Raw genomic sequence first — 24,052 nt, forward strand, 5'->3', positions numbered from 1 at the left:
GTATAATCTCAGCTTTTTACAGCACCCCTTTGAGATGCGGCAAATGTAAGTCGCAATATTTAGTTTTCATAAACAAATTGTATATTAATTTTAACATGCATATAAACTCTCGCACCCTTATATTCGTATATCTTTAAGACTTAGAGAAGTAAGCAACCTATGAGTAATGAAATAAATAATAAGGTTAATCCTAAAATTGTCTTTAGTTATCTCGTTCTAGGGGTTCTAGCAATAGTTGCCGGATATTTTATTTATTCAGAAATACAAGTTTTTCTTGCTGAAGATACGGTTAGTAAAAATGACCGAAAGCTATTAAAAACAGGAGTTTTAGTAACAAAACTATACGAAGCTGAAAACCAATCCAAGTTAGCCTTACAAACCAAATCTACCGAAAATTTTGATGCTTATGCGCAAAAAATTGATTCGATATATAGCGAGATAGACACTTTAAAATCATTTACCAAAAACGAGGAACAAAAGCTAAAGCTTGATAGTGTTATTACGCTATTGGAGCAAAAAGTGGCTAATAATAATGAGTTAATAATTCTGAGCACAAAGAACAATGGGAATAATTCCATTGAAACAGCTTTAAAAGAGATAGATAAGATTGAAGAATCTTATGGAAAATTTTCTGCAGAAAATTTATTTTCAAATTTTGAACAATTTTCTCCTAATCTTCAACAATCGTTACGAGAGTACGCCGCCTTATTGAGTAAAAATGCTCCTACAAATGCCGATGGCAGCGAGAACGCAGCCTATATAGATTCTATATTAAAGGAATCTAAACTTATACTCGAAAAAGCCTTAAAAAAAAGTGCTAAAACCCAACGTTCTTTAGCGCAAAAGGAAATACAGATAACAAAAAATGACCAAGAACTTACCCAACAATTACAAGGTATTATATCAGATTTAGAACAAGACATTATTAGAGATTCCTACGCAGAAAGTTTAGCTAAAAAAGCTGCACTTAGAAAAAGTATACGATGGGCTGGTATAGCTGCGATTTTAGCATTTATTATAGTAGGTATTTTTTCATTTTTAATCAATAGAGATTTTTGGAAGATCCAAACATATCAACGTCAATTAGAAAAAGAGAAAAAATATTCCGAATCACTTTTACGTAGTAGGGAACAATTAATTTCTACAGTAAGTCACGATTTACGTACTCCTTTAAATACAATTAGTGGTTATGCAGATTTAATGGATAATACTGACTTAACTACGAAGCAAAGCGAGTATATTAAAAATGTAAAATCTGCATCGGCCTATGTAGATAACTTAGTAAATGACTTATTGGATTTTTCTAAATTAGAAGCTGGAAAACTTAATATTGAAAAAGTTCCCTTTATAGCTGCTCATCTCATTCAAGAAACTGCAGAAAATCTTCAGGAATTATATAAGAACAAAAATTTAAAATTAAATCTAATTCTCGACAAAAATCTTCACCAAACATATCTCGGTGATCCTTTTAGAATTCGCCAGATTCTTACCAATTTAATTGGTAATGCATACAAATTTACCGAAGAAGGCTTTATTGAAATTAATGCTAGGTCAACTGCTAAAAAAGGCAAAACAAAGACAATACTAATTGAAGTAACTGATACTGGAATTGGTATTGCAAAAGAAAAACAACAATTAATTTTTAAGGAATTTTCGCAAGCAGAATCGAATACTGATAAAAAATATGGAGGGCATGGACTTGGCTTAACCATATCGAAAAAATTAGCTGAATTATTAAATGGCTCTCTAAGTCTTGAAAGTGCCGTGGCTAAAGGAAGTACATTTAAATTAGAGCTGCCATTAGAATTGACAAATGAGCTGGTAAAGTCTACTAAAGAAGCACCATACCTAGCTCCGAAGTTACGTATGTTAATAATTGATGATGACACTGCGTTACTTCACATGCTAAAGGAATTAGCTGAAAGCATGAAGATAACAGCCCATACTTTTACTAACTTTTTACAAATTGATAAAGATTCTCATTTAGCTTATGATATAGTGTTAACAGATATTCAAATGCCTCAGATTACCGGTTTTGAGGTGCTTCAGAAATTAAAATCTGGTGATTATAAACACTATAATAAACAACCTATTATCGCTATGACAGGTCGCAGAGATTTGGAAAAAGAAGCTTATACCTCAATTGGATTTGCCGAAGTAATTCAAAAACCCTTTTCAAAACAAGAACTTATTACGGTGCTCAAACTTATGGGAATTGAAACCCAGGCTACCGAAGATATAAAACCAATTGAAACTGCTACGGATACAGTTAATTCCATTAATGAACCGTATAGTTTGGAGTTTATATATTCCTTTTTAGGAGAAAATGAAGATGCCATTCAAGAAGTATTAGTTACTTTTTTGATGGATACAGAAACAAATATGAAGCTTTTGGAAGACACCATTAATAACTTGGATCAAAAACAAATAAACCATGTAGCACATCGCATGCTACCTATGTTTCGACAGTTAAAAGTAAATTCTGTAATTCCAATTCTAGAACGACTTGAGCTTTTAAAAGAGTCATCAACAAATAGTTATACGCTACAGAAGGATTTGAAGACGCTAAAGGAAAATGTTGGCATCCTTGCCAAAGCACTAAAACGACGCTTGTTTAAAGATCAAGCTTATAGTGGTTAATTTTATTATAAAGTGTTTTTCTAGTTACCTGTAAAAGCTTAGCAGCCTTCGATTTGTTGAAGTTTGTTTTTTTCAAAGCCTTTAAAATCCGTTCTTTTTCAAATTCAGCTTTTGAGAAATTTTCAACTACAGAATCTTTAGCAGAAGGATTTACAACTTCTTTAGGCAGTGCATTTAAAAGAATTTCATCTCCGGTAGTCAGTAAAACTGCTCTTTTAATTACATTTTTTAGTTCTCGTAAATTACCTGGCCATTGGTAATTTTGAAAAGCATCCCAAACTTCAGTTGAAAAACCATGAACATTCTTCTTTAAATTTTCATTTGCCTCTCCCAAAAAACGGTCAGCAAATAACATTAAATCTTCAAAACGCTCTTCCAAAGATGGTATTTGTATGGAAAATTCATTTAATCTATGGTAAAGATCTTCACGAAAAGTACCATTATCTACAGCATCGTTCAAATCTTCATTAGTAGCTGTAATTATTCTTACGTCTACGTCAACCTCTGTAGTACTACCAACTCTTTTTATTTTTCGCTCTTGTAAGGCTCGCAATAAGTGAACTTGATTATCATAAGAAAGATTACCCACTTCATCTAAGAAAAGAGTTCCCTTATTGGCAGCTTCAAAATTTCCAATTTTATCGGAAATAGCACCTGTAAAACTTCCTTTTATATGACCAAAGAATTCACTGGCTGCCAATTCTTTAGGAATGGCACCGCAATCCACAGCTACAAATTTATAATTACTACGTGCACTATTATCATGAATGGCTTTTGCCGTAACTTCTTTTCCAGTTCCACTTTCTCCAGTAATTAGCACAGACATATTCGTGGGAGCTACGAGCTTAATGTATTCTTCTAGCGTTTTAGAAGCTTCACTAACTCCTGAAACAACAGCACCTTTAGTATACGATACACTCAAGTTATCATCAAATGTTTTCGATTGCTTGTGAGTATTATTTACTGGCTGCGCTTCTACATTAGAAACGTTTAAGGCCGATTCCACAACTTTTACTATATCATCTGGTGTAAAGGGTTTAGAAATATAATCGTATGCCCCTTGTTTCATCGCCTTTACTGCAGTGCCAACTTCAGCATAACCAGTCATTAAAACGACTTGTGCTTTACTTTTCTTGGCTTTTATTTCAGTTAATAGCTGAATTCCATCATAATCTGGAAGTCTTAAATCGGTAAGAATGACATCAAAATCAGTTTCTTTAATTTTCAATTTAGCCTCAGGTGCAGTATAACTAGTATCCACATTATACCCTTTTCTTGTCAAAAACTTTTGAAGCATTTGGCAGAAGGCAGTATCGTCTTCAATTATCAAGATGTTTGGCATAAATCGTACTAAGTTTACTTATGTACGTAAATATAACCTAAGAAAGCTATTATGTACTTAAAATAATACTAAAAAGTATTAATACTCGATTAAAGGTATTTTAGGGAAAAGACTCAATATGAATGGATTAAACAAGACTAATAAGAAAGATTACATAAAAAGAAACTGTAATTAACCTCTTTAAATTTATTTGGAATAACCCACAAACATTGCCTGTGAATATATTATAAAATATAGAAAGGGGTTGCTGTTGCAACCCCTTTCTGACCAAACCAACTTGATACAAAACAAATAACTCAAGTTATTACATTTCAATCCAGTTTCCATTATCATCTGCATACAAAGTTCCAGCAGTACCATCTTCTAGAGATACTTCTAATTTGTATTGCTTAGACTCATTTATAAAAGCCTTATCTATGCTAGCAGTAGGGTAGTTTTTTGACACAGCCTCTGTTACAGCTTCTGGTAATTCTTCAGCAGCGATTTCAGAAAAACTATCTTGTGATGCAACTACATCTGAAGCATCGATAGCTTCTGTAGCCTCAACAGCAGTTTCTGCAGCTTGTTCAGTTACTGCTTCTTGTGCGAAAGCAGTTATAGTTCCCATGCTTAAAGCTAAAACAAATATTATTTTTTTCATGATTCTCTTATTTTATAGTTAAACTCATAACAGTTATAGAAAATATAATACCAAACTTAAATTTTTAAATCAATTAACTGATTATCAGTAAGTTATAAAAATATGAATAATTTTTTATTGTGTAAAAGTGTATACTTATGCCCCAAAACCGTATAAAATATACGCAGTAAGCGGTTTTTTAGATTTCTATTTACTAACTTTTTTAAAAACAATTTTATCTCATAAAAAAAGCCTCCGCATTGCGGAGGCTAATTTTGTCTTGTAACAAATTTAATGAAAGCTCTCGGCTTACATTTCTATCCAGTTACCTTCAGCGTCAGCATATAATTCTGAAGTTTCACCTTCAGCGGTAGCAACTTCTAATTTGTACTGTGCACTTTCGTTAGTGTAAGCTTTAGAAATAGTAGCACCTGGGTGAGCAGCTTCTAATGCAGTAGTTATAGCTTCTGGAACTTCTTCTAAAGCTACTTCATTAAAACCTTCTTGACCTTCAACAGCCTCTTCAGCAACAACCTCAGTTGCTTCTTCTGTTGCTTCTACTGCCTCTGTAGCTTCTTCAGCAACTACTTCTTCAGCTACTGCCTCAGTTGATATTGATTCAGTTGAAACTTCTTCAGCAACTACTTCTTGTGCAAATGCAGTTAGACTTCCTAGAGACATAACTGTTACTAATACTAATTTTTTCATTTTCTGTTTATTTATAATTATTATTTGTTTTGATAATCACTTTCATATATGGGAAAATGATGCCAACACATTTTTATACCAAAAAATTAATTCAACCAATTGATTATCAGTTAATTAAATAATTATAAAATAAATAGAGGATGTGTATACGTGTGTAAAAAACAAAAAAAGTGTGTAAACCTTACACACTTTTTTAATAATATTTAAATCGATTATATCAACTAACCTGATGAGCAGGCTTTAATAAATCGTTTACTGTTTTAACTGGATTAAAAGTTATCAAAGGTACCTCAACGAATATAGTATTCCAAAAAGCCATAGCCCCATTCCAAAGACCAGGTAATTCCAAAGCCTTTAAATCCTTACCATCTTTTGTCTTTTGAGCAATAAAACCTTGCTTAGTATCAACAAAGTTCAATAGGTTATATTTCTCTCCTTTATAATTACGAACACCACAAACCAAATCAACCGGATTAAAGTGTGTTGAATTCTTAAGAATATCAACTTGTTTTGAATCCGACATATTTATTTGAGCTGATTCTATTATTTGTAATGAAACATGATCTTTAGCATCAACTATCCAAAAGGGGCCACCACCAGGTTCACCTTCATTTTTAACCATACCACAAACGCGTATAGGTCTGTTCAGTTTATCTTTTAATACAAGAAGTTGCTCTGAAAGACTAAAATCTTCATAAGAATCTAAAAAATTAGCATTTAATTCATTTTCAATAAATTCCTTAATTTCAACTGTATCACTAGCACTAACAGCATCCTGATCAATAGCTTTTGCATACTTAAATGCCTTTTCCTGTACCTTAAGTAATTGTCCTGCTAATATTTTTTTACTTTCAGCAATATCTACAGCATATTTAGACACCGCTACATTATCAATATTTTTAATAAAAATAATGTCAGCATCTTGATCATTTAGATTTTCGATTAATGCTCCATGTCCTCCAGGTCTAAAAAGTAAGGATCCATCACTATTTCTAAATGGCTTATCATCTAAATCTACCGCAATCGTATCTGTTGCAGGTTTCTGGTTCGAATACGTTACATTAAATTTAGTTCCTGTTGCCTTGGTAATATTTTCATTTGAATTCTCATACTCTTTAGCAAACATTGCATCATGTTGCTCAGAGATAGTAAAATGTAAGTTGGCTAATCCATTGGCACTTGCATAAGCAACAGATTCATTCAAATGTTCTTCAAAAGGAGTTGCTGCATGGCTACCATATTTATGAAAAGGAAGTAAGCCTTTTGGAAAGAAACCATAATTTAATGCATTCTCACCCATCATTTCATTTACAAAAGCAAACACTTCTTCCCCTTTAGTGGTTGAAAGATTCCCGATTTTATTTTTCACTAAATCGTAAAAAGGAAAATCTGTTAATCCCGCTGCAAACTTTTCCATGGCACTATCACCAGTTCTACTTACATAGGCTTCAAAAGTTTCTTCAGATGCATTGTAATTATCCAAGAAATTAAATAAAGACTTAAACATTCTAGATGCAGCACCAGAGGCTGGCACAAATTTTAGAAGCGATTTATTTTCTCTATTCGATTCAAAACTTTGAATTAAAGATTTCTCCTCTTCTGAAGAGAATTTTAAAATTCCTTTACCTACAATGGCAGCACTTCGCAATTGCACAAACGGTATTCCGTCTCTAAATGTTTCGATTTGGTCTATCACCTTATCTTTAGATATTCCTTTTTTCTCTAATAATTGTTGATCAGTGTCTGTAAGTCTCATTTATGCTATAATAATTTATCAATCTCTTCTATTGCAGTTTTTAAACGGTTTTTTTTATCCCCCTTTAAAGTAATGAATTTTCGATTATACTTTTCCAATGTTTCTTTAAAAAAATTGAACATATATTCACGTTCATTAGGTTTATCCCGCAAATCATCGCCAACCCATGGCACATCAATATACGTTAATAGGTATAAATCGTATTTATTTTCTAGAGCGTGTTTTTCTAGAATTGGGTCACATTCCCCAATGTAGTAAGCTTCAGAATACACTTTGGTTTCCAATAAATCTGTATCACAAATTAAAACATCGGTGGCTTTTTTAGCAAGCTCATTCTCCATTTTCATTTGACCTTCTGCTATCGGCAACAAATCATGTGGTTCACAGGTCTTACGCTCATTGTTCCATTTATCTTGTAAATACTCTCGAGCGTATTCCGGCACCCATACTGTATGATAATGTCGCGCTAACTGTTCTGATAAGGTTGTTTTTCCAGTAGATTCCGGACCAAATAAAACTATCTTGATTACATCTGTAGCTTCTTGTCTAAACTTTTTTTCCATGCGATATAGCCGTAAATAGCGATAATGGTAAATAAAAAGAATTGTAGGGAAGTAAATATAAGACCTTTATACCAATATAACGGAACGGAAATTAAATCGCCAATAATCCAATAAATCCAATTTTCTATTTTCTTTTTGGCCATTAACCACATGCCAACAAAGAAAATAGCCGTTGTAATTGTATCTACATAAGATATCCAACTATCAAATTTATCAAACACCAAGTAAACACCACACACAAAAATAACAGTACCTATGAATAAAACTACGGACCATTTCCTTTCATTTCGGGTAGTTGTCGTTATAGGTATTACACTAGATCCCTCTCCTTTTCTCGTCCAAAAATACCAGCCATAAATACTCATTGTAAAATAATATGCGTTTATAAGCATATCACCCAATAAGCCAAAAACAAGAAGAATATAAACAAATATTCCTGTGCTAATGATACCCGTTGGGAAAACCAAAATGTTTTCTTGTTTGGAATACCAGACACTTAAAAAACCAAAAAATACACCAATCATTTCGAGCACTACCAAATGTGTGGCAACACCATCATATTGTGCAAATATCCAATCAAAAATGTGGTTCATATTCGCTTCTATCAGATTTCACTATTTTCATATATAGCAACCCTTTATCCATTAACTCAAACGAGGTCTTTATCTCTGTATTTAAAACATTCATAACTTCATCATAACTACCAAACACTTGCGTGCTTAATGGGTTCTCTAAAATTGTAAGTCCAGAATCTCGAAGTTTTTTAATGAAATTTATAATATGAATTTCAAAATCGTCTTGTAAAGGTGAAAAAGTAAGCTCTACTGATATATTCATTTGTATTTATTGTTGTTAAAATCATTCTTTTTGATGTCTCCTATCTCCCTAATTAGAAGACAATGCATATACTAAAGTAAAACCTTCAAATTCTAAAAATGAAATATCATAATTAGATGATTTGCCTAAATATAGAATCTCTCCAGTGGTTTGATCATCATCCATAGAAAAGTTTTTTACATTAATATGCCTTAAAAAACTAAGTCCCGGTTGAGCATAAATCTTATATAATGCCTCCTTAGCACCCCAAACAATTGTCAACTTACGTATTAGAGCATCAGCATTGGCAATAGTTTTATATTCCGCAATAGGTGTAAATTTGTGAGCAATACGTAATATTTTATCACGTTGCAGTTCAATGTCAATACCTACTTCGGTAGTGTTGCTAATTATAATTCCTGTAAAATTATTTGAATGCGTTATCGATATTTTCTTCCCATCTTTTAGGTGAGGTTTACCATATGCATCGTAGATAAGATCTTTATCTTCATAGCCTTCTATTGCCAACAAATGCCGAATACTCAGAAATCCTCTACGATGAATTTCAGATTTCATGCCTGCCATTCTATTTTTGCAATTTAGCGTCAATTCTACTGTTTTCGCTAAATCTGCTTCGGACTCTTCTACCTTCCAAATATGAAGTGAAGTAAAGGAGTTAATCGTTATAGTTTTGTAAATAGGCATAGTAATTTGTGTGTAATTCGTACCTTCGCGGCTGTAAACAGGCTAAAAATAGCCTTCGAACGAAAGTAAAAAGAAAAAAGAATATGAGCACCGAAACAGTTAGTTATGTACCTTTTAAGGTGAAAGATATTTCCTTAGCAGATTGGGGAAGAAAAGAAATTGATTTAGCTGAAGCTGAAATGCCAGGGTTAATGTCACTTCGTGAGGAATATAAAGACGAACAACCACTTAAAGGAGCGCGAATTGCAGGATGCCTGCATATGACTATTCAAACTGCTGTTTTAATAGAAACTTTAGTAGCTTTGGGTGCAGATGTAACATGGAGTTCTTGTAATATATTTTCTACGCAAGATCATGCTGCTGCTGCAATTGCTGCTGCTGGAGTACCTGTTTATGCTTGGAAAGGCATGAACGAAGAAGAATTTAATTGGTGTATTGAACAAACCTTATTTTTCGGTGAGGAACGTGAGCCTTTAAATATGATATTAGATGACGGTGGTGATCTTACTAATATGGTTTTAGATGATTATCCTGAGTTAGCAAAAGCTATTAAAGGACTTTCTGAAGAAACTACCACTGGTGTTCACCGTTTGTACGAACGTGTTAAAAATGGTACTCTTCCGATGCCGGCAATAAACGTTAATGATTCGGTTACAAAATCTAAATTTGATAATAAATATGGCTGTCGCGAAAGTGCAGTTGATGCTATTCGCAGAGCTACTGACACTATGCTTGCTGGTAAGCGTGTAGTTGTTTGTGGTTATGGTGATGTTGGTAAAGGTACCGCAGCCTCTTTTGCTGGCGCTGGAGCAATAGTTACCGTTACTGAAATTGACCCTATTTGTGCACTACAAGCCTGTATGGAAGGTTTTGAAGTTAAAAAATTGGAGACAGTAATTGGAAACGCAGATATAGTTATTACTACTACAGGGAATAAAGATATTATACGTGCTGAGCACTTTATGGCATTAAAAGACAAAGCAATTGTTTGTAATATTGGTCACTTTGATAATGAAATAGACATGGCTTGGTTAAATGGAAACCATGGTGATTCAAAAGATGAAATTAAGCCACAGGTAGATAAATATACTATTGATGGTAAAGATATTATAATATTAGCTGAAGGTCGTTTGGTTAATTTAGGTTGTGCAACAGGCCATCCTAGTTTTGTAATGAGCAACTCATTTACAAACCAAACTCTAGCTCAAATTGAATTGTGGAAGAACAGTGATAACTACAAGAACGAAGTTTATATGCTACCAAAGCATTTAGATGAGAAAGTTGCTGCGTTACACTTATCGCGACTAGGTGCTGAACTAACTGAACTTAAGCCAGATCAAGCATCGTATATAGGTGTTACAGTAGAAGGTCCATATAAGCCTGAATACTATAGATATTAAATAAACATTAAGTCGATATAAAAAACCCTTGTTTCAAAGCAAGGGTTTTTATTTTTACACAAATTAATAAGTAAGATAGAATGAAAATATTTGTTGATATGGACGAAGTGATTGCCGACACATACGGTGCTCACATTGACATTTATAACCAAGAATTTAATGGAAAGCTTACTACGGAGACCTGTATGGGCAATGAGGTGTGGAGAATGGTACCAGAAGCTCATCAAGAAAGTGTTCGAAAACATGCAACGAGAAGAGGTTTTTTTAGAAACCTCACACCAATAGAAAACAGCGTAGAAGTACTTTCAAAGTTGAATGATGTTCATGAGTTATATATAGCTTCTGCTGCCATGCAGTTTCCAAATTCTTTAGAGGAAAAAAGTGATTGGTTAAACGAACACTTTCCTTTTATCCCTTGGCAACATATTATTCTTTGCGGACACAAGCATATTTTAAAAGGAGATGTACTTATAGATGACCGAAGTTATAATCTAGAAAATTTCGATGGTCGTAGTCTACAATTTACATCACCACACAATGTTAACACCAATGGTTTTGAACGTGTTAACAATTGGCTGGAAGTTGCTGATAAGTTATTATGATTTTAGTACATTATTATAATGTAGCTTTTATCATTTCCTTAATTTTAACTGCTTTCTCAAAATGATCTAACTTATTCTCCAAAATCCACCATTGAGCTACTTCCATTAATTGCTCGGGGTTGTCATTTTTATTTGCAAAAAAAGCGTAAAAAGACAAGCCTACATTAGTTCCTTTAGCTGCTATTTTGGCATCACAAACTTGAATTATTTTATTTTTAATCGTTAAGTCTAACATACTAAATCAATTTATAGCAGGAAATAATTAAAGAAGTTTTCGATAATAAATTATTGCAAAAATTAAAAAACCCTCTCCATTATCAGAGAGGGTTTTAAACTTCAGTAGGTACTGAAGTGTATTTTTACTATAAGACAGAAGTCTTAAGCTTCAAAAGGCTCAATAGAAACATATGATTTTCCACCAGATTTCTTTTGAAACTGTACAATACCATCAACCTTAGCATGTAAAGTATGATCTTTACTTACATATACATTTTCACCTGGGTTATGCTTTGTACCTCTCTGGCGAACGATAATGTTACCGGCAATTGCAGCCTGACCACCAAAAATCTTAACACCTAATCGTTTCGATTCTGATTCTCTACCGTTTTTCGAACTACCTACACCTTTTTTGTGTGCCATGATATATAATTTTTGTTCAGTACTTTGAGAATTAAATCAAAGTCCCGATATGATTTATAATTAAGCTTTACCGCCGTCTAATTCGTCTTGCCATTTTTTCAACTCATCCCACTTACCATCAGCAGCTAATTGAGCTTGTGCTGGCCAAGTATCAGTTACGTGATTACCGCGAACCTCAGCAATGATTTCCGAAATTTTTTCTGGAGTTGCTTTTGCTAAATCAGCAAAAGTAGCAATACCAGCTTCGGTTAATGTTGATGCAATTTTAGGACCAATACCTTCTATTTTCTTCAAATCATCAGCTTTAGATGTCGCTTTTTTAGGAGCGGCTTCCTTTTTAGGTGCTGCAGGTTTAGCAACTGGCTTTGCAGCAGCTTTCGGTGCAGCCTCTTTTTTAGCAGGTGCAGCCTTTTTAGCTCCTTTAGCAACAATGCTTTCAATAACAATCTCAGTCAACGACTGGCGATGTCCATTTTTCTTTTTGTAACCCTTACGTCTTTTCTTATGAAAAACGATTACTTTATCACCTTTAAGGTGTTGCACGACTTTAGCCTCTACAGCTGCGCCGTCTATAGCCGGGGCGCCAATAGTTACATTCTTACCGTCATCTAAAAGAAGAACATTGTTAAAAGTTACCTTTTTACCTTCCTCAGTTTGCAAACGGTGAACATATACTTTTTGGTCTTTCGCAACTTTAAATTGCTGCCCTGCCATCTCTACAATTGCATACATAGCGTATATATTAGTTTATTTATTTAAACTTACTTTTTCAATAAGCGGATGCAAATATACTGCTAAATCGTTAATGTACAAGTGAAAGCGCTATATTTTACCTGTTTTTTTTAAGTAAACTCTATTAAGCAAAAAATCCTAAGCAGACTACCCCTACTGAATTTTAATTATCTCTGACGCTAATTATTTCTAATTTTCAGTCAATCAAAGCATTACAAAGCGCGATAAAATCTTGTTAAAGAGCTACTCCCAACTATTAAGTTTATTCAAAAAAATTATATTCGTGTAACTTTTCTTTCAAAAAAGGTACCAATTACTATTAAGAAACAAACACATGAACCATATGAAATTTAAAACACGTTTGGCCACGCTGTTATTTACGACAACCACGGCTATTTTAGCGCAAGAAGTTGCATTCGAAGAATACGATTTAGACAATGGCTTGCATGTAATTCTCCATCAGGACAATGCCGCCCCTGTTGTAACTACCTCTGTAATGTACCATGTAGGAGCAAAAGATGAAGATCCAAGTAGAACAGGATTTGCTCACTTTTTCGAACATTTACTTTTTGAAGGCACCAAAAATATTGAAAGAGGAGAATGGTTTAAAATAGTTTCCTCTAATGGCGGCCAAAATAATGCCAACACTACTCAAGATCGCACCTATTATTATGAGGTATTTCCATCCAACAAATTAGATTTAGGACTCTGGCTAGAGTCAGAACGACTTATGCATCCTGTTATAAATCAAATAGGAGTGGATACGCAAAAAGAGGTAGTTCAAGAAGAAAGACGTATGCGATATGATAATTCTCCTTATGGAAGGTGGCAAGAACAAATGGGAATACATCTTTTTAAAAAACACCCCTACAAATGGCAAACCATTGGCTCTTTAGAACATCTGGCGACTGCTAGTTTAGAGGATTTTCAAAATTTCAATAAAACATATTATATACCGAATAACGCGGTATTGGTAGTTGCTGGTGACATTAACATTACCGCAACAAAAAAAATGGTTAAAGATTATTTTGGGCCAATACCAAAAGGAGCAACTATTGAAAGAAAACACATAGAAGAAGATCCAATAACACAAACTATTAAAGCAAGTTATAATGATCCAAATATTCAAATTCCAGCTGTATTTGCGGGTTACAGAACACCGAAAAGTACGGATAGAGATGCGTATATTTTAGATATGATATCCACATATTTAAGCGATGGAAAGAGTTCAAAGTTGTATAAGAAATTAGTTGATTTAGAGAAGAAAGCTCTTCAAGTATTTGCATTTAATATTTCACAAGAAGATTACGGCACCTATATAATTGGCGCTCTACCATTAGGTGAAAACACATTACCAGACTTACTAACTGAAATTGATGAAGAAATTTTAAAAATTCAAAATGAATTGATTTCCGAAAAGGATTATCAAAAAATACAGAACAAATTTGAAAACCAATTTGTAAATGCTAATAGTAGTATTTCCGGTATTGCAAATTCCCTTGCTCGCAATTACATGCTTTATGATAATACTGCATTAATTAATACTGAAATAGAAATCTACAGATCTATTACCCGTGAGGAAATACAAGCGGTTGCTAAAAAATATCTCAATAAAAACCAACGTGTAGAATTAGAATATTTACCTGGAGAACAAACAGGAAAATAATCTGACTTATTAAAAATCTCACGAAAACACATTTACAATGAAAAAATACATCTTAATATTAATAGTTCTATTTACAAGCGCCACCCATGCCCAAATTGATCGCAGCAAACAACCAGCATCAGGACCTGCACCTGAAATTAATTTACAAGAACCTCATCAATTCGATTTACTTAACGGCTTAAAGGTTATGGTGGTTGAAAACCACAAATTACCGAGAGTATCAATCCAGTTGAGAATTGACAACCCTCCCATATTAGAGGGAAATAAAGCTGGAGTATCAACTATGACTGCTAGTCTTTTAGGTAAAGGCTCAAAATCGATTGCTAAAGATCTGTTTGAGGAAGAAGTAGATTATATGGGCGCTCGAATAAGTTTCGGTTCACAAAGTGCATATGCTAGTTCTTTGAGTCAATATTTCCCAAGAATTCTAGAGTTAATGGCAGATGCAGCAATTCATCCAAATTTTACGCAAGAAGAATTTGACAAAGAAAAAGACAAATTACTTACTGCTTTAAAAAGTGAAGAAAAGGATGCCAATGCCATCGCTAATAGAATACAAAACGCCCTAGCTTTTGGCACAGACCATCCGTACGGCGAATTTGCCTCAGAAAAATCTGTTACTGAAATTGAATTAGTTGATGTACAAAGATTTTATAGAAATTATTTTGTACCCGCCAATGCATACTTAGTTATTATAGGTGATGTAAATATTGAAGAAACAAAAGAATTAGTAGAAACCCATTTTACACCATGGACCAAAGCAGTTCCTCCTTCATTTTCATATTCGAAACCAAATGACCCATATTACACACAAATTAATTTTGTTGATGTACCTAACGCAGTTCAGTCAGAAGTGTCCGTACAAAACTTGGTCAACTTAAAAATGGCAGACGACGATTATTTAGCAGTATTATTAGCAAACCAAGTTTTAGGTGGTGGAGCACAGGGCAGACTTTTTCAAAATCTAAGAGAAGATAAAGCTTACACATACGGTTCTTATTCCCGTATTGGTAACGATAAGTATGCGCAAAGCACTTTTAGCGCATCAGCTAGTGTTCGTAACGCTGTAACCGACAGCACAGTAACACAAATATTATCTGAGATAGATAAGATAATAAAGCAACCTGTTACTGAACAAGAATTAACGAATGCTAAAGCTATTTATATAGGCGGATTTGTTATGGCATTAGAACGACCAGAAACCATGGCGCGTTACGCAATTAATTTAGCTACTGAAAATTTACCAAAAGACTTTTATCAAAATTACTTAGAAAATATTAATGCTATAACTGTTGAAGACGTTCAAAAAGCAGCACAAAAATACTTTTCGTCAGATAAGGCTCGTATTGTAGTGAGCGGAAAAGGTAGCGATGTATTAGAGAATCTGGAAAAAGTAACTTTTAATGGAAAAGTAGTCCCAATAAAATATTTCGATAAATATGCCGATCCAACAGAAAAGCCAAATTATAATTCGGATTTACCAGAGGGAATTACGGTTCAATCGGTTATTAATAAGTATTTCGAGGCTATTGGCGGTAAGGAAAAAATAGACAAAATTGAATCGCTACTTTTAGTTTATGAAGGTGAAGCAATGGGCAGTAAAATTAAAACCGAAGAAAGAAGAACATCTGATAAGTATGCTCAAACCACATTTATGAATAATAGTCCCATGATGGGAATAGTTGCAAAGGGCGATGAGCTTTATATGAAACAAGGCACTAATAAAATGCCTATGCCTGCTGAAATGGCAACTGATTTAAAAGGCGCTATGGGCATTTTTCCTGAACAAGGGATACTCACTACAGGCAAAGCAACATTAACAGGCACAGAGGATATAAACGGTAAGAGTGCATATAAAGTTGAAGTACCAGGGAATAGTATTCATGCTACTTATTATTATGATGTTGAATCGGGTCTTAAAATAAAAGAAGCTTCAGTTATTAATGTTGGTGGTCAGACTCAAAATCAAGAAACTTCAATGAAAGACTATACGGAGTTTGAAGGTATTCTTTTCCCTTCGACAAAAAGCACGATGATGGGACCGCAAGAAGTCGAAAGCAAATTACTGGAGGCTGTAATTAACAAAAATGTTTCAGATACAGATTTTGAATAAAATACCGTTCAGAAATTTAATAATACCAAAAACAGACCTGCAAAATTGCAGGTCTGTTTTTTTATAACTACTTTAAGTATTACCCTATCTTTCGAATTGTAGCCTCACCGATAACAATTCCGCGGTCAACATTTGGACTGCCTTGATATGTAATATGAGTTTCTCCATAACAGGTTACCTTTAGTTTATTTGAAACATTAACTCTAATATCACTTTCTCCATAAGCCGTTATTTTAGTTAATTCATTTTCAATTGCAATAGTATTAACCTTGCTTTCGCCATAAGTTATAAAGCGTTGATTTGCTACCGAACCCTTTTCAATTTCGAAATAGCTTTCACCATAAATAGTCACTTTCATTTTATCCAATGCAACATCAGACATATACACTTGAGATTCCCCGTAAATTCTTAAAGTAAATTCTTTTTGATTAATCTTACTTTTAACATTAATCAACTCCTCACCCCTAACCGATAAGGTATTTAATATTTTATAAGTAATAGTCGCACGAACTTTAGTTCCATTATAAATTGATTTACCAGAATTATAATTCTCACCGTTTGTCTTTTCGCTTTTAGTAACCATTTTAGCACCATCCAAATAAATACGAAGGGTACCTCCTTCTACTTCAATATTAATTTTATCATCTGACACTCCCGCCTCATCAATACGAACAGATTCTTTTTCACCTTCAATTATATTTACAGCAATATGGGGACTAATAATAATTTTATCGAAATGTTTAACATCATAGTTTTTAATATTTTGTTGTGCAACAATCGGACTCACAACAATCAAAAAGAGACTTATAAATTGAAATATATTTTTCATCATCTTATTCTATTATAGTATTCATTTATTTTAAACAAAGATTATTCTTTTTAACATTTGTTACAGTTTCTATTTTATTTTATATGATTTACAGATATAGAATAACCCATTTAAAAGACTAAACCACACTAATACTTCAAACAAAAATTGAAATAAAATAGTCTTAATAAAGAGTCTTAATCATTTTCTCCAAATTACTTGAATGCGCTATCTTTGAATTATATAAGCTACAACATCATGAAGAAAATTATAATATATCCCCTTTTAATCATTGCATTAGTAACATTTTCATGCAAGGAGGAAAAAAGTTCTGATACCAATCAGATAAGTGAAGTAATGGCGATACACGACGAAGTTATGCCTAAAATGGGTACTATAGGTAAAATGGTAGGTGAATTGACAGCGCTTGAGAATGACAGTACTAATATTAATAAGGGTTATGAAAAAGCCAGGATAGACCTTCAAGATGCACATAAATCTATGATGGATTGGATGAAGGGTTTTGGAGATCGCTTTGATTCTGATGAAATACTTAATGGCAAGGCGCTTACCGAAGAAAAGCAAAAATGGTTAAATGAAGAAGAAGAGAAAGTGAACGCTGTTAAGGAAAAAATTAACATGAGTATTGCAAATGCTGAAAAACTATTAGCTAACGAATAATTTAGCTATTCCACAAGCTTTTAAGTAGGTTATCGAAAATAAGCATGGATTATAGAGTTTTTGATAGACTACGCCATGATTAATATATTTTCACCAAAAAATTGAATTCCCAAAAATTTCAGGTGCTATGAAAAGATGTGTATTAGTCTTTATTTTATTCATGAGTATGATTACTGCAATGGCGCAAGAAACTTCCGAAATGGCAGAAGTTATTGAAATGCATGATGTTGTAATGGCAAAAATGCCCAAATTGGTTAAACTTATTAATGAACTACAGACTGCATCACAAAAAAGTGATGATAACAAAGCATATAAAAACGCTATTTCAGAATTAAAAACTGAGAATAAAACCATGCAGAAATGGATGGAGAATTTTGGAAAACTTTTTGATGTTGATGAAATGATGAAAGGCAAAAAGTTAACGGCTCAGAAACAAGAATGGTTGAATGATGCAATGGCAACCATTAAAACTCTTGATAAAGATGTAGATAGCAGCTTTACAAAGGTTGAAGCACTTTTAAATAAATAGGCTCTCTACTTCCAACGCAAAGTCTCCATAATGGTTTTGATATCGTTTTCTAGATAAGCTGCAGCCGGATAAATACTATCGAAATTTGGCTTTACATAAAAATAAAGCGAGCCTGTTACAAAATTCGTTGTACTATCAGTAACAAAGAATTGCGCCTGCGAGGCAGCGTCACCACTTACTTCATAGTACATTCCAAAAATTCTATCATCCGCATTATAAAATTCAGAAGGTTTTATACCATCTGCCTGAGTTGCATGCTCATAAGAAAGTTTTTGAGCGTCTATCATTAACTTTTGAAGATTATTCTTAATAATTTTATGGGTAATAAAAATGGAGCCTTTTAATAAAGGATAATTTAAAACTAAATCTCCTTCATTAAGATTCTCTGTATTTTCCACAACTTCCGCTAAACTATTCTTGCTAAAACTAAAATACTTAGTATCCACTTTTTCATACTCACCCTCAGGATATTCCAATCGCAATTGCGCTTTCGGCTTAGGCAATAACACCTCATCTTTACAGGCAACAAAAGCCAAAACAACTAGTAAAATAAGAGTTATTCGATTAATCATGCTGTGGTAAGGTTATTTTAATTTGTTTCAATCTTTTTTTATCCAAACTTTCAACTCTAAATTGATAGTTTTTAAATTCCAGTTTCTCGCCTCGTTTTGGGAAACTCCCAGCAATTTCTAAAACAAAACCTGCAACAGTTTCCGATTCACCTTTTTGATCTTCAAAATCTTCCTGATCTTCAATCTTAGCTACTTTATAGAAATCTTTTAATGTAGTTTTTCCTTCAAAAACAAAATTGTATTCATCTAATTTCGAGTAAATTAAATCTTCATCATCAAATTCATCTGTTATATCACCAACAATTTCCTCAATAATATCTTCTAAAGTTACTATACCCGATGTACCCCCATATTCATCAACCACAACGGCTAAATGATTTTTCTTTTCCTGAAATTCGAGCAGTAAATCATCTAACTTTTTATTCTCAGGAACAAAGTAAGGCTCACGAATAAGTGACATCCAATTAAAAGATTTTTTATCAATATGTGGTAGTAAATCTTTAACGTAGAGAACACCTAGAACATTGTCCATATTATCAGTAAAAACTGGTATTCTAGAATAGCCCTTTTTAATAATTTCTTGAACCACCTCTGGAAATTTCATTTTCCCTTCTAGCGCGAAAATATCGATGCGTGGTCTCATCACTTGTTTCGTATCCGTATTTCCAAAAGAAACTATTCCTTCTAAAATTTTCTGTTCTTCTTTGGTAGTGTCACCTTCCGAAGTAAGTTCTAACGCTTGAGATAAATGATCAACACTTAAACTAGATTTTTCTTTACCCAATTTATTATACATAAATATAGTTGCAGACCGCATTGGCAAGCTAAGGGGTGAAAAAATAAAATCTAAGGTATTTAAAGGTTGCGCCATTAAATGTGAAAAACTAATTCGATTTCGATTTGCGTATACCTTGGGCAGGATTTCTCCAAACATTAAAATAAGAAAAGTTGCTACAACAACTTCAAGCAAAAAACGTACTGATATAACACCAAAAAGCATGTAGTTAACATCAACAAAAATGATATCGCCAATTGCACTAAAAAGCAGAACAATACCAATATTTATAGCATTGTTAGCTATTAAGATTGTCGCCAGCAGTTTCTTTGGTCTTTTTAATAGCTTCGTTACAATATCACCACGAATAGTCTTATTCTCATCTATTTCGTTAATGTCAGTAGTAGATAATCCAAAAAAAGCTACTTCAGCACCAGATATTAGTGCAGAGCAAACTAGCAATATAACAAGAACTGTTATTTTGAGGGCGAGTTCACCATCATAAACAATAAAAGCTAATAACGAACCAACGGGATCAGGGTCCAATAGTTTTAATTTAACGTGTTTTTAAAAAGGCAAATCATCTTCAGGCTGCGCTTGACTTACAGCTGACACTTCAGGCTTAGCCGGTGTATTTTGGGCTACAGGTTGACGCTGTTGTGCATTATTTTCACTCTCACGCTTAGTAGAAAGGAATTTAAAATCTTGCACATGCACCTCAGTCGCATAGCGCGTATTACCATCTTCGCCTTGCCATTGACGTGTTTTTAGTCTGCCTTCTACATATATTTTGTCACCTTTGCTTAAATACTTTTCACATATTTCTGCAGCTTTATTACGTACTACAACATTATGCCAATCTGTATTAGTAACTTTTTCGCCAGTTTGTTTGTTAGTATAACTCTCATTGGTTGCGACTGGAAACCTACCAATACTGTTTCCTCCTTCGAAATAATGCATTTTCACCTCATCACCTAAATGCCCAATAAGCATTACTTTATTTAATGTTCCGCTCATAATAATTTTATACTCAATTGTGTATGGACAAAAATACTAAGAAACTACTTAAGTTTTAATTCCTTTTATAAAATCAGCTAATAATACTGGCACCGGATAATCATCAATAGTAGCAATTGGAATTGTATTATTTAATAATTCTCTGGTTTTTATAATCCAAAATCTAGTGTATAGATGTTGATGTGAAAGTTTATGGATGATTTCTTTATCATTATATAGGTAAATATCGGTGATAAGAGCTGATTCTGTAAGCTTTTTAAGCTGAACTATAATCTCCGACTTTTCAATTTTCGCTTTAGATTCTATTAAAGGAAATTCCCATAAATTTTGCCATATACCTTTACCTGTTCGCTGTTGAAAACATACTTCATCATTATCATTTATAATAACCAAGTAATTAAAAAAGCGTTTTCTAACTTTTGTTTTATTAATCTTAACAGGTAAAGTAGCAACTAAGTTCTTTTGTAAAGCAACACAGCTGTGTTTTAAAGGACAAGTAGTACAATTAGGATTTTTTGGTGCACATTGTAATGCTCCAAATTCCATAATCCCTTGATTATAGTCTCTAATACGCTCCGAGTTCATAACTTCAGTCGCCAAATTTTTAAAATATTTGATACCTTCCGTACTATTAATAGCTTTTTCAACTCCAAAATAACGAGCTAAAACACGATATACATTACCATCAACAACAGCCTTGGGCTCGTTAAAACAAATAGAAGCGATGGCACTTGCAGTGTAATCACCAACTCCTTTTAACTTCAACAATTCCTTATAGGTATTAGGAAAATCACCGTTAAATTCAAAAGCAACCTTTTTTGCAGTAGCATGTAAATTACGAGCTCTAGAATAATAACCCAACCCTTGCCATAATTTTAAAACCTCTTCTTCTTCAGCCTTCGCTAAATCGATAACTGTAGGATATTTCCCTGAAAATTTCAAAAAATATGGTGTTCCTTGAGCAACTCGGGTCTGTTGAAGCATTATTTCAGACAGCCAAATTAAATATGGATCTCGCGTCTCTCGCCAAGGTAAATGGCGCATATTCAAGCGATACCATTGCAGTATTTTATGTGAAAAAGACATGTATTAAACAATAGTAGACCAAAGTAACAGTTTATATACTTAAAATTAGCCCTTTAGAGTAAAAGATGAATTAAATTTATATATTTGCAAGCCAAAAAAACTTAGTAAAACTAATTGAAATAATGACGAAAGCTGAAATTGTAACGAAGATCTCGGAAAAATTAGGGATAGAGAAAGGTGATGTACAGGCAACTGTAGAATCATTTATGGAAGAAGTGAAATCATCTCTTGAGAGTGGTGACAATGTGTACCTTCGAGGATTTGGAAGTTTCATTGTAAAGACCAGAGCAGAAAAAACTGGTAGAAACATTTCTAAGAATACAACTATTAAGATTCCCGCACATAACATTCCTGCATTTAAACCTGCGAAGGTTTTTGTTGAAGGAGTTAAGAGCAATGTGCTTGTCAAATAAAAAATAACGAATAAAAAAACAGGTTTATGCCGAGTGGTAAAAAAAGAAAGAGACATAAGGTAGCTACGCACAAGCGCAAGAAGCGCAGAAGAGCTAACCGACACAAGAAAAAGCAGTAATCAAACACTGCTTTTTCATTTTAATACGTTCATTGACATAGAAATTCCATTTCAAGAGAATTTCGGCAGGCAATTGTGTCTGTTTCAACCATTGTTTAATTAATCTGCATATTGCGGATATAAATATAAATTCAGGTGAATAGAGAATTAATCGTAAGATCTGGTTCAGGCGCCGTGGATTTTGCCTTATTAAAGGATGGAAAACTAACAGAATTGCATAAAGAACAAGACAACAATGACTTTTCTGTCGGCGATGTTTTTTTAGCTAAAATACGCAAGCCCGTTACTGGGCTTAATGCAGCTTTTGTAAATGTAGGATATGAAAAGGATGCTTTTCTACACTATCATGATCTTGGGCCGCAGTTATCTACAATGCTAAAATTCATAAAGCAAGTTAGTTCAGGTAAGCTAAAAGAGTATTCCCTGAAAGATTTTCCATTCGAAAAAGATATTGATAAGCATGGCACTATAAATGATGTCATAAAAGCCAATCAATCGCTATTGGTACAAATAGTTAAAGAACCTATTTCTACAAAAGGCCCAAGAATTAGCTCAGAGCTTTCTTTAGCAGGTCGTTTTTTAGTAATGGTTCCATTTTCAGATAGAGTTTCAGTCTCTCAAAAGATTGAAAGTAAAGAAGAAAAAGAGCGTTTAAAAAGACTCGTTCGGAGTATTAAACCCAAAGGGTTTGGTGTAATAATACGTACAGTAGCCCAAGGCAAAAAAGTAGCGGAACTAGACAAAGATTTAGAAAACTTGCTGAATAAATGGTCAGCAATGTGTAAAAAATTACAAGGAGCGAGACCTCCTGCGAAAGTATTGGTAGAACTCAATAGAGCCTCATCTATACTTCGAGATGTCTTCAATGATACCTTTACTGGAATTCAAGTTGATGATGAAACTCTTTTTGGACAAATTCAGGATTACGTCGCTGAAATTGCTCCAGGGAAAGAATCAATTGTAAAGTTATACAACTCATCCATTCCGATATTTGAAAAATACGGAATAGACCGACAGATTAAAACTTCATTTGGTCGTACAGCCTCAATGAGCAAAGGTGCGTATTTGATTATTGAACATACAGAAGCCATGCACGTTATAGATGTAAATAGTGGCAACCGTTCAAACAAATCCAAAAACCAAGAAGAAACTGCGTTAGAGGTCAACATGCTTTCTGCATCTGAAATCGCCAGACAATTACGTCTTCGAGATATGGGAGGAATAATAGTCGTAGATTTCATTGATATGGTGAAAGCCGGTAACAGAAAAAAGTTGTTTGAACATCTTAGAGATGAGATGAAAGATGATCGTGCCAAACACAAGATTTTACCTCCAAGTAAATTCGGTTTGATACAAATAACACGACAACGTGTAAGGCCAGAAATGAATATTAAAACTACAGAGGAAGACCCAAATAGAGTAGGTCAAGAAATAGAAGCCCCAATAGTTTTAGTAGATAAAATTAATGCTGACCTTGAAAAGTTGTTAAAAGGCCCTAAGAAAGATAGTAGTATTACATTAAATCTACATCCTTTCATCGCCGCATACATCACTAAAGGATTTCCATCATTGCGTTCTAAATGGTTTATGGAACACAAAAAATGGATTAAAATTCAACCACGTGATGCCTATACTTATCTTGAATATAGATTTAAAGATAAAAATGGTAAAACCATATATTAAAATAAAGCGATCTCAGCAATGAGGTCGCTTTTTTTGTTTGCAAAAAGTTCTTACTAATACAAACATCT

Annotated in this window: 25 protein-coding genes; 9 read left to right on the plus strand and 16 right to left on the minus strand. The window is 33.5% G+C overall.

Annotated elements, in window-relative coordinates; genetic code table 11:
• Nucleotides 1–159 precede the first annotated feature (159 nt).
• Entirely contained in the window at nt 160–2,640 is a 2,481-nt protein-coding gene (locus ABJF52_RS02970) for an ATP-binding protein (protein ID WP_348146077.1), read from the plus strand.
• On the opposite strand, the gene ABJF52_RS02975 is transcribed toward ABJF52_RS02970, so the two are convergent.
• From ABJF52_RS02975 to ABJF52_RS03010, 8 genes are all read right to left on the minus strand, one after another.
• Nucleotides 2,615–3,982, minus strand: coding sequence for a sigma-54 dependent transcriptional regulator (locus tag ABJF52_RS02975; protein ID WP_348146080.1), 1,368 nt, complete (start codon nt 3,980–3,982; stop codon nt 2,615–2,617). The two genes, ABJF52_RS02970 and ABJF52_RS02975, sit on opposite strands and share 26 nt — an antisense overlap.
• Before the next feature lie 304 nt (nt 3,983–4,286).
• Complete coding sequence (locus tag ABJF52_RS02980) at nt 4,287–4,622, minus strand: hypothetical protein (RefSeq protein ID WP_348146083.1); 336 nt, start codon at nt 4,620–4,622, stop codon at nt 4,287–4,289.
• A 288-nt stretch (nt 4,623–4,910) separates the two neighbouring features.
• Entirely contained in the window at nt 4,911–5,309 is a 399-nt protein-coding gene (locus ABJF52_RS02985; protein WP_348146086.1) for a hypothetical protein, read from the minus strand.
• A 217-nt stretch (nt 5,310–5,526) separates the two neighbouring features.
• The gene (locus ABJF52_RS02990) at nt 5,527–7,065 is read right to left on the minus strand and encodes a DUF4301 family protein (RefSeq protein WP_348146088.1); all 1,539 of its coding nucleotides are present in this window, start codon (nt 7,063–7,065) and stop codon (nt 5,527–5,529) included.
• A 5-nt stretch (nt 7,066–7,070) separates the two neighbouring features.
• The gene (locus ABJF52_RS02995) at nt 7,071–7,628 is read right to left on the minus strand and encodes an ATP-binding protein (protein WP_348146091.1); all 558 of its coding nucleotides are present in this window, start codon (nt 7,626–7,628) and stop codon (nt 7,071–7,073) included.
• Nucleotides 7,592–8,221, minus strand: coding sequence for a nicotinamide riboside transporter PnuC (gene pnuC / locus ABJF52_RS03000; RefSeq protein ID WP_348146094.1), 630 nt, complete (start codon nt 8,219–8,221; stop codon nt 7,592–7,594). The genes ABJF52_RS02995 and pnuC overlap by 37 nt, the downstream gene beginning before the upstream one ends.
• On the minus strand, nt 8,205–8,465 hold the full coding sequence (locus ABJF52_RS03005; RefSeq protein ID WP_348146097.1) for a hypothetical protein: 261 nt from the start codon (nt 8,463–8,465) through the stop codon (nt 8,205–8,207). Before ABJF52_RS03005 ends, pnuC begins: the two co-directional genes overlap by 17 nt.
• Before the next feature lie 48 nt (nt 8,466–8,513).
• A complete protein-coding gene (locus ABJF52_RS03010) occupies nt 8,514–9,149 on the minus strand; it encodes a 4'-phosphopantetheinyl transferase superfamily protein (RefSeq protein WP_348146100.1) in 636 nt (211 codons plus the stop codon).
• A gap of 83 nt (nt 9,150–9,232) precedes the next feature.
• On the opposite strand from ABJF52_RS03010, the gene ahcY reads away from it, so the two are divergent.
• Together ahcY and ABJF52_RS03020 are read left to right on the plus strand one after the other, a co-directional pair.
• Entirely contained in the window at nt 9,233–10,549 is a 1,317-nt protein-coding gene (gene ahcY, locus ABJF52_RS03015) for an adenosylhomocysteinase (RefSeq protein WP_348146103.1), read from the plus strand.
• Between the two features lie 80 nt (nt 10,550–10,629).
• Nucleotides 10,630–11,151, plus strand: coding sequence for a 5'(3')-deoxyribonucleotidase (locus tag ABJF52_RS03020; protein ID WP_348146106.1), 522 nt, complete (start codon nt 10,630–10,632; stop codon nt 11,149–11,151).
• Nucleotides 11,152–11,164: 13 nt separating this feature from the next.
• On the opposite strand, the gene ABJF52_RS03025 is transcribed toward ABJF52_RS03020, so the two are convergent.
• The 3 genes from ABJF52_RS03025 to rplU all read right to left on the minus strand — a co-directional run bounded on the left by ABJF52_RS03025 (nt 11,165) and on the right by rplU (nt 12,522).
• Nucleotides 11,165–11,386, minus strand: coding sequence for a DUF6500 family protein (locus tag ABJF52_RS03025; RefSeq protein ID WP_348146109.1), 222 nt, complete (start codon nt 11,384–11,386; stop codon nt 11,165–11,167).
• Nucleotides 11,387–11,529: 143 nt separating this feature from the next.
• Nucleotides 11,530–11,790, minus strand: coding sequence for a 50S ribosomal protein L27 (gene rpmA, locus ABJF52_RS03030; RefSeq protein WP_348146112.1), 261 nt, complete (start codon nt 11,788–11,790; stop codon nt 11,530–11,532).
• Between the two features lie 60 nt (nt 11,791–11,850).
• Entirely contained in the window at nt 11,851–12,522 is a 672-nt protein-coding gene (rplU, locus tag ABJF52_RS03035) for a 50S ribosomal protein L21 (protein WP_348146115.1), read from the minus strand.
• A 343-nt stretch (nt 12,523–12,865) separates the two neighbouring features.
• Between rplU and ABJF52_RS03040 the strand changes: the two genes are divergently transcribed.
• Both ABJF52_RS03040 and ABJF52_RS03045 read left to right on the plus strand, forming a co-directional pair.
• Nucleotides 12,866–14,188: a pitrilysin family protein gene (locus ABJF52_RS03040; protein WP_348146118.1), complete on the plus strand. Its 1,323-nt coding sequence runs from the start codon at nt 12,866–12,868 to the stop codon at nt 14,186–14,188.
• A 37-nt stretch (nt 14,189–14,225) separates the two neighbouring features.
• Nucleotides 14,226–16,301 (plus strand): pitrilysin family protein, encoded by a 2,076-nt coding sequence (locus ABJF52_RS03045; protein WP_348146121.1) that lies wholly within the window; start codon nt 14,226–14,228, stop codon nt 16,299–16,301.
• Between the two features lie 79 nt (nt 16,302–16,380).
• Here ABJF52_RS03045 and ABJF52_RS03050 read toward each other — a convergent pair whose 3' ends face one another.
• Nucleotides 16,381–17,133 carry a head GIN domain-containing protein gene (locus tag ABJF52_RS03050; protein ID WP_348146124.1) on the minus strand — a complete coding sequence of 251 codons (753 nt, stop codon included), beginning with the start codon at nt 17,131–17,133 and terminating at the stop codon, nt 16,381–16,383.
• A 234-nt stretch (nt 17,134–17,367) separates the two neighbouring features.
• Here ABJF52_RS03050 and ABJF52_RS03055 point away from each other — a divergent pair, with 234 nt between their 5' ends.
• Together ABJF52_RS03055 and ABJF52_RS03060 are read left to right on the plus strand one after the other, a co-directional pair.
• On the plus strand, nt 17,368–17,790 hold the full coding sequence (locus tag ABJF52_RS03055) for a hypothetical protein (protein ID WP_348146127.1): 423 nt from the start codon (nt 17,368–17,370) through the stop codon (nt 17,788–17,790).
• A gap of 127 nt (nt 17,791–17,917) precedes the next feature.
• On the plus strand, nt 17,918–18,319 hold the full coding sequence (locus ABJF52_RS03060; RefSeq protein WP_348146130.1) for a hypothetical protein: 402 nt from the start codon (nt 17,918–17,920) through the stop codon (nt 18,317–18,319).
• 5 nt (nt 18,320–18,324) lie between these two features.
• Here the strand turns inward: ABJF52_RS03060 and gldD are convergent, their stop codons facing one another.
• The 4 genes from gldD to mutY are packed head-to-tail and all read right to left on the minus strand — an operon-like array spanning nt 18,325 to nt 21,769.
• A complete protein-coding gene (gene gldD, locus ABJF52_RS03065) occupies nt 18,325–18,891 on the minus strand; it encodes a gliding motility lipoprotein GldD (protein ID WP_348146133.1) in 567 nt (188 codons plus the stop codon).
• Nucleotides 18,884–20,212: a gliding motility-associated protein GldE gene (locus ABJF52_RS03070; protein ID WP_348146135.1), complete on the minus strand. Its 1,329-nt coding sequence runs from the start codon at nt 20,210–20,212 to the stop codon at nt 18,884–18,886. The genes gldD and ABJF52_RS03070 overlap by 8 nt, the downstream gene beginning before the upstream one ends.
• 21 nt (nt 20,213–20,233) lie before the next feature.
• Entirely contained in the window at nt 20,234–20,683 is a 450-nt protein-coding gene (ssb, locus tag ABJF52_RS03075; RefSeq protein WP_348146137.1) for a single-stranded DNA-binding protein, read from the minus strand.
• Nucleotides 20,684–20,731: 48 nt separating this feature from the next.
• Nucleotides 20,732–21,769, minus strand: coding sequence for an A/G-specific adenine glycosylase (mutY, locus tag ABJF52_RS03080; protein ID WP_348146140.1), 1,038 nt, complete (start codon nt 21,767–21,769; stop codon nt 20,732–20,734).
• A gap of 122 nt (nt 21,770–21,891) precedes the next feature.
• Here mutY and ABJF52_RS03085 point away from each other — a divergent pair, with 122 nt between their 5' ends.
• Both ABJF52_RS03085 and ABJF52_RS03090 read left to right on the plus strand, forming a co-directional pair.
• Entirely contained in the window at nt 21,892–22,182 is a 291-nt protein-coding gene (locus ABJF52_RS03085) for an HU family DNA-binding protein (protein WP_153757041.1), read from the plus strand.
• Between the two features lie 254 nt (nt 22,183–22,436).
• Nucleotides 22,437–23,984: a ribonuclease E/G gene (locus tag ABJF52_RS03090; protein ID WP_348146143.1), complete on the plus strand. Its 1,548-nt coding sequence runs from the start codon at nt 22,437–22,439 to the stop codon at nt 23,982–23,984.
• The last annotated feature ends 68 nt before the right edge of the window (nt 23,985–24,052 follow it).

Origin of the sequence: Aurantibacter sp. (assembly GCF_039941195.1) — a bacterium.
In the GTDB taxonomy this organism is placed as follows: domain Bacteria; phylum Bacteroidota; class Bacteroidia; order Flavobacteriales; family Flavobacteriaceae; genus Aurantibacter_A.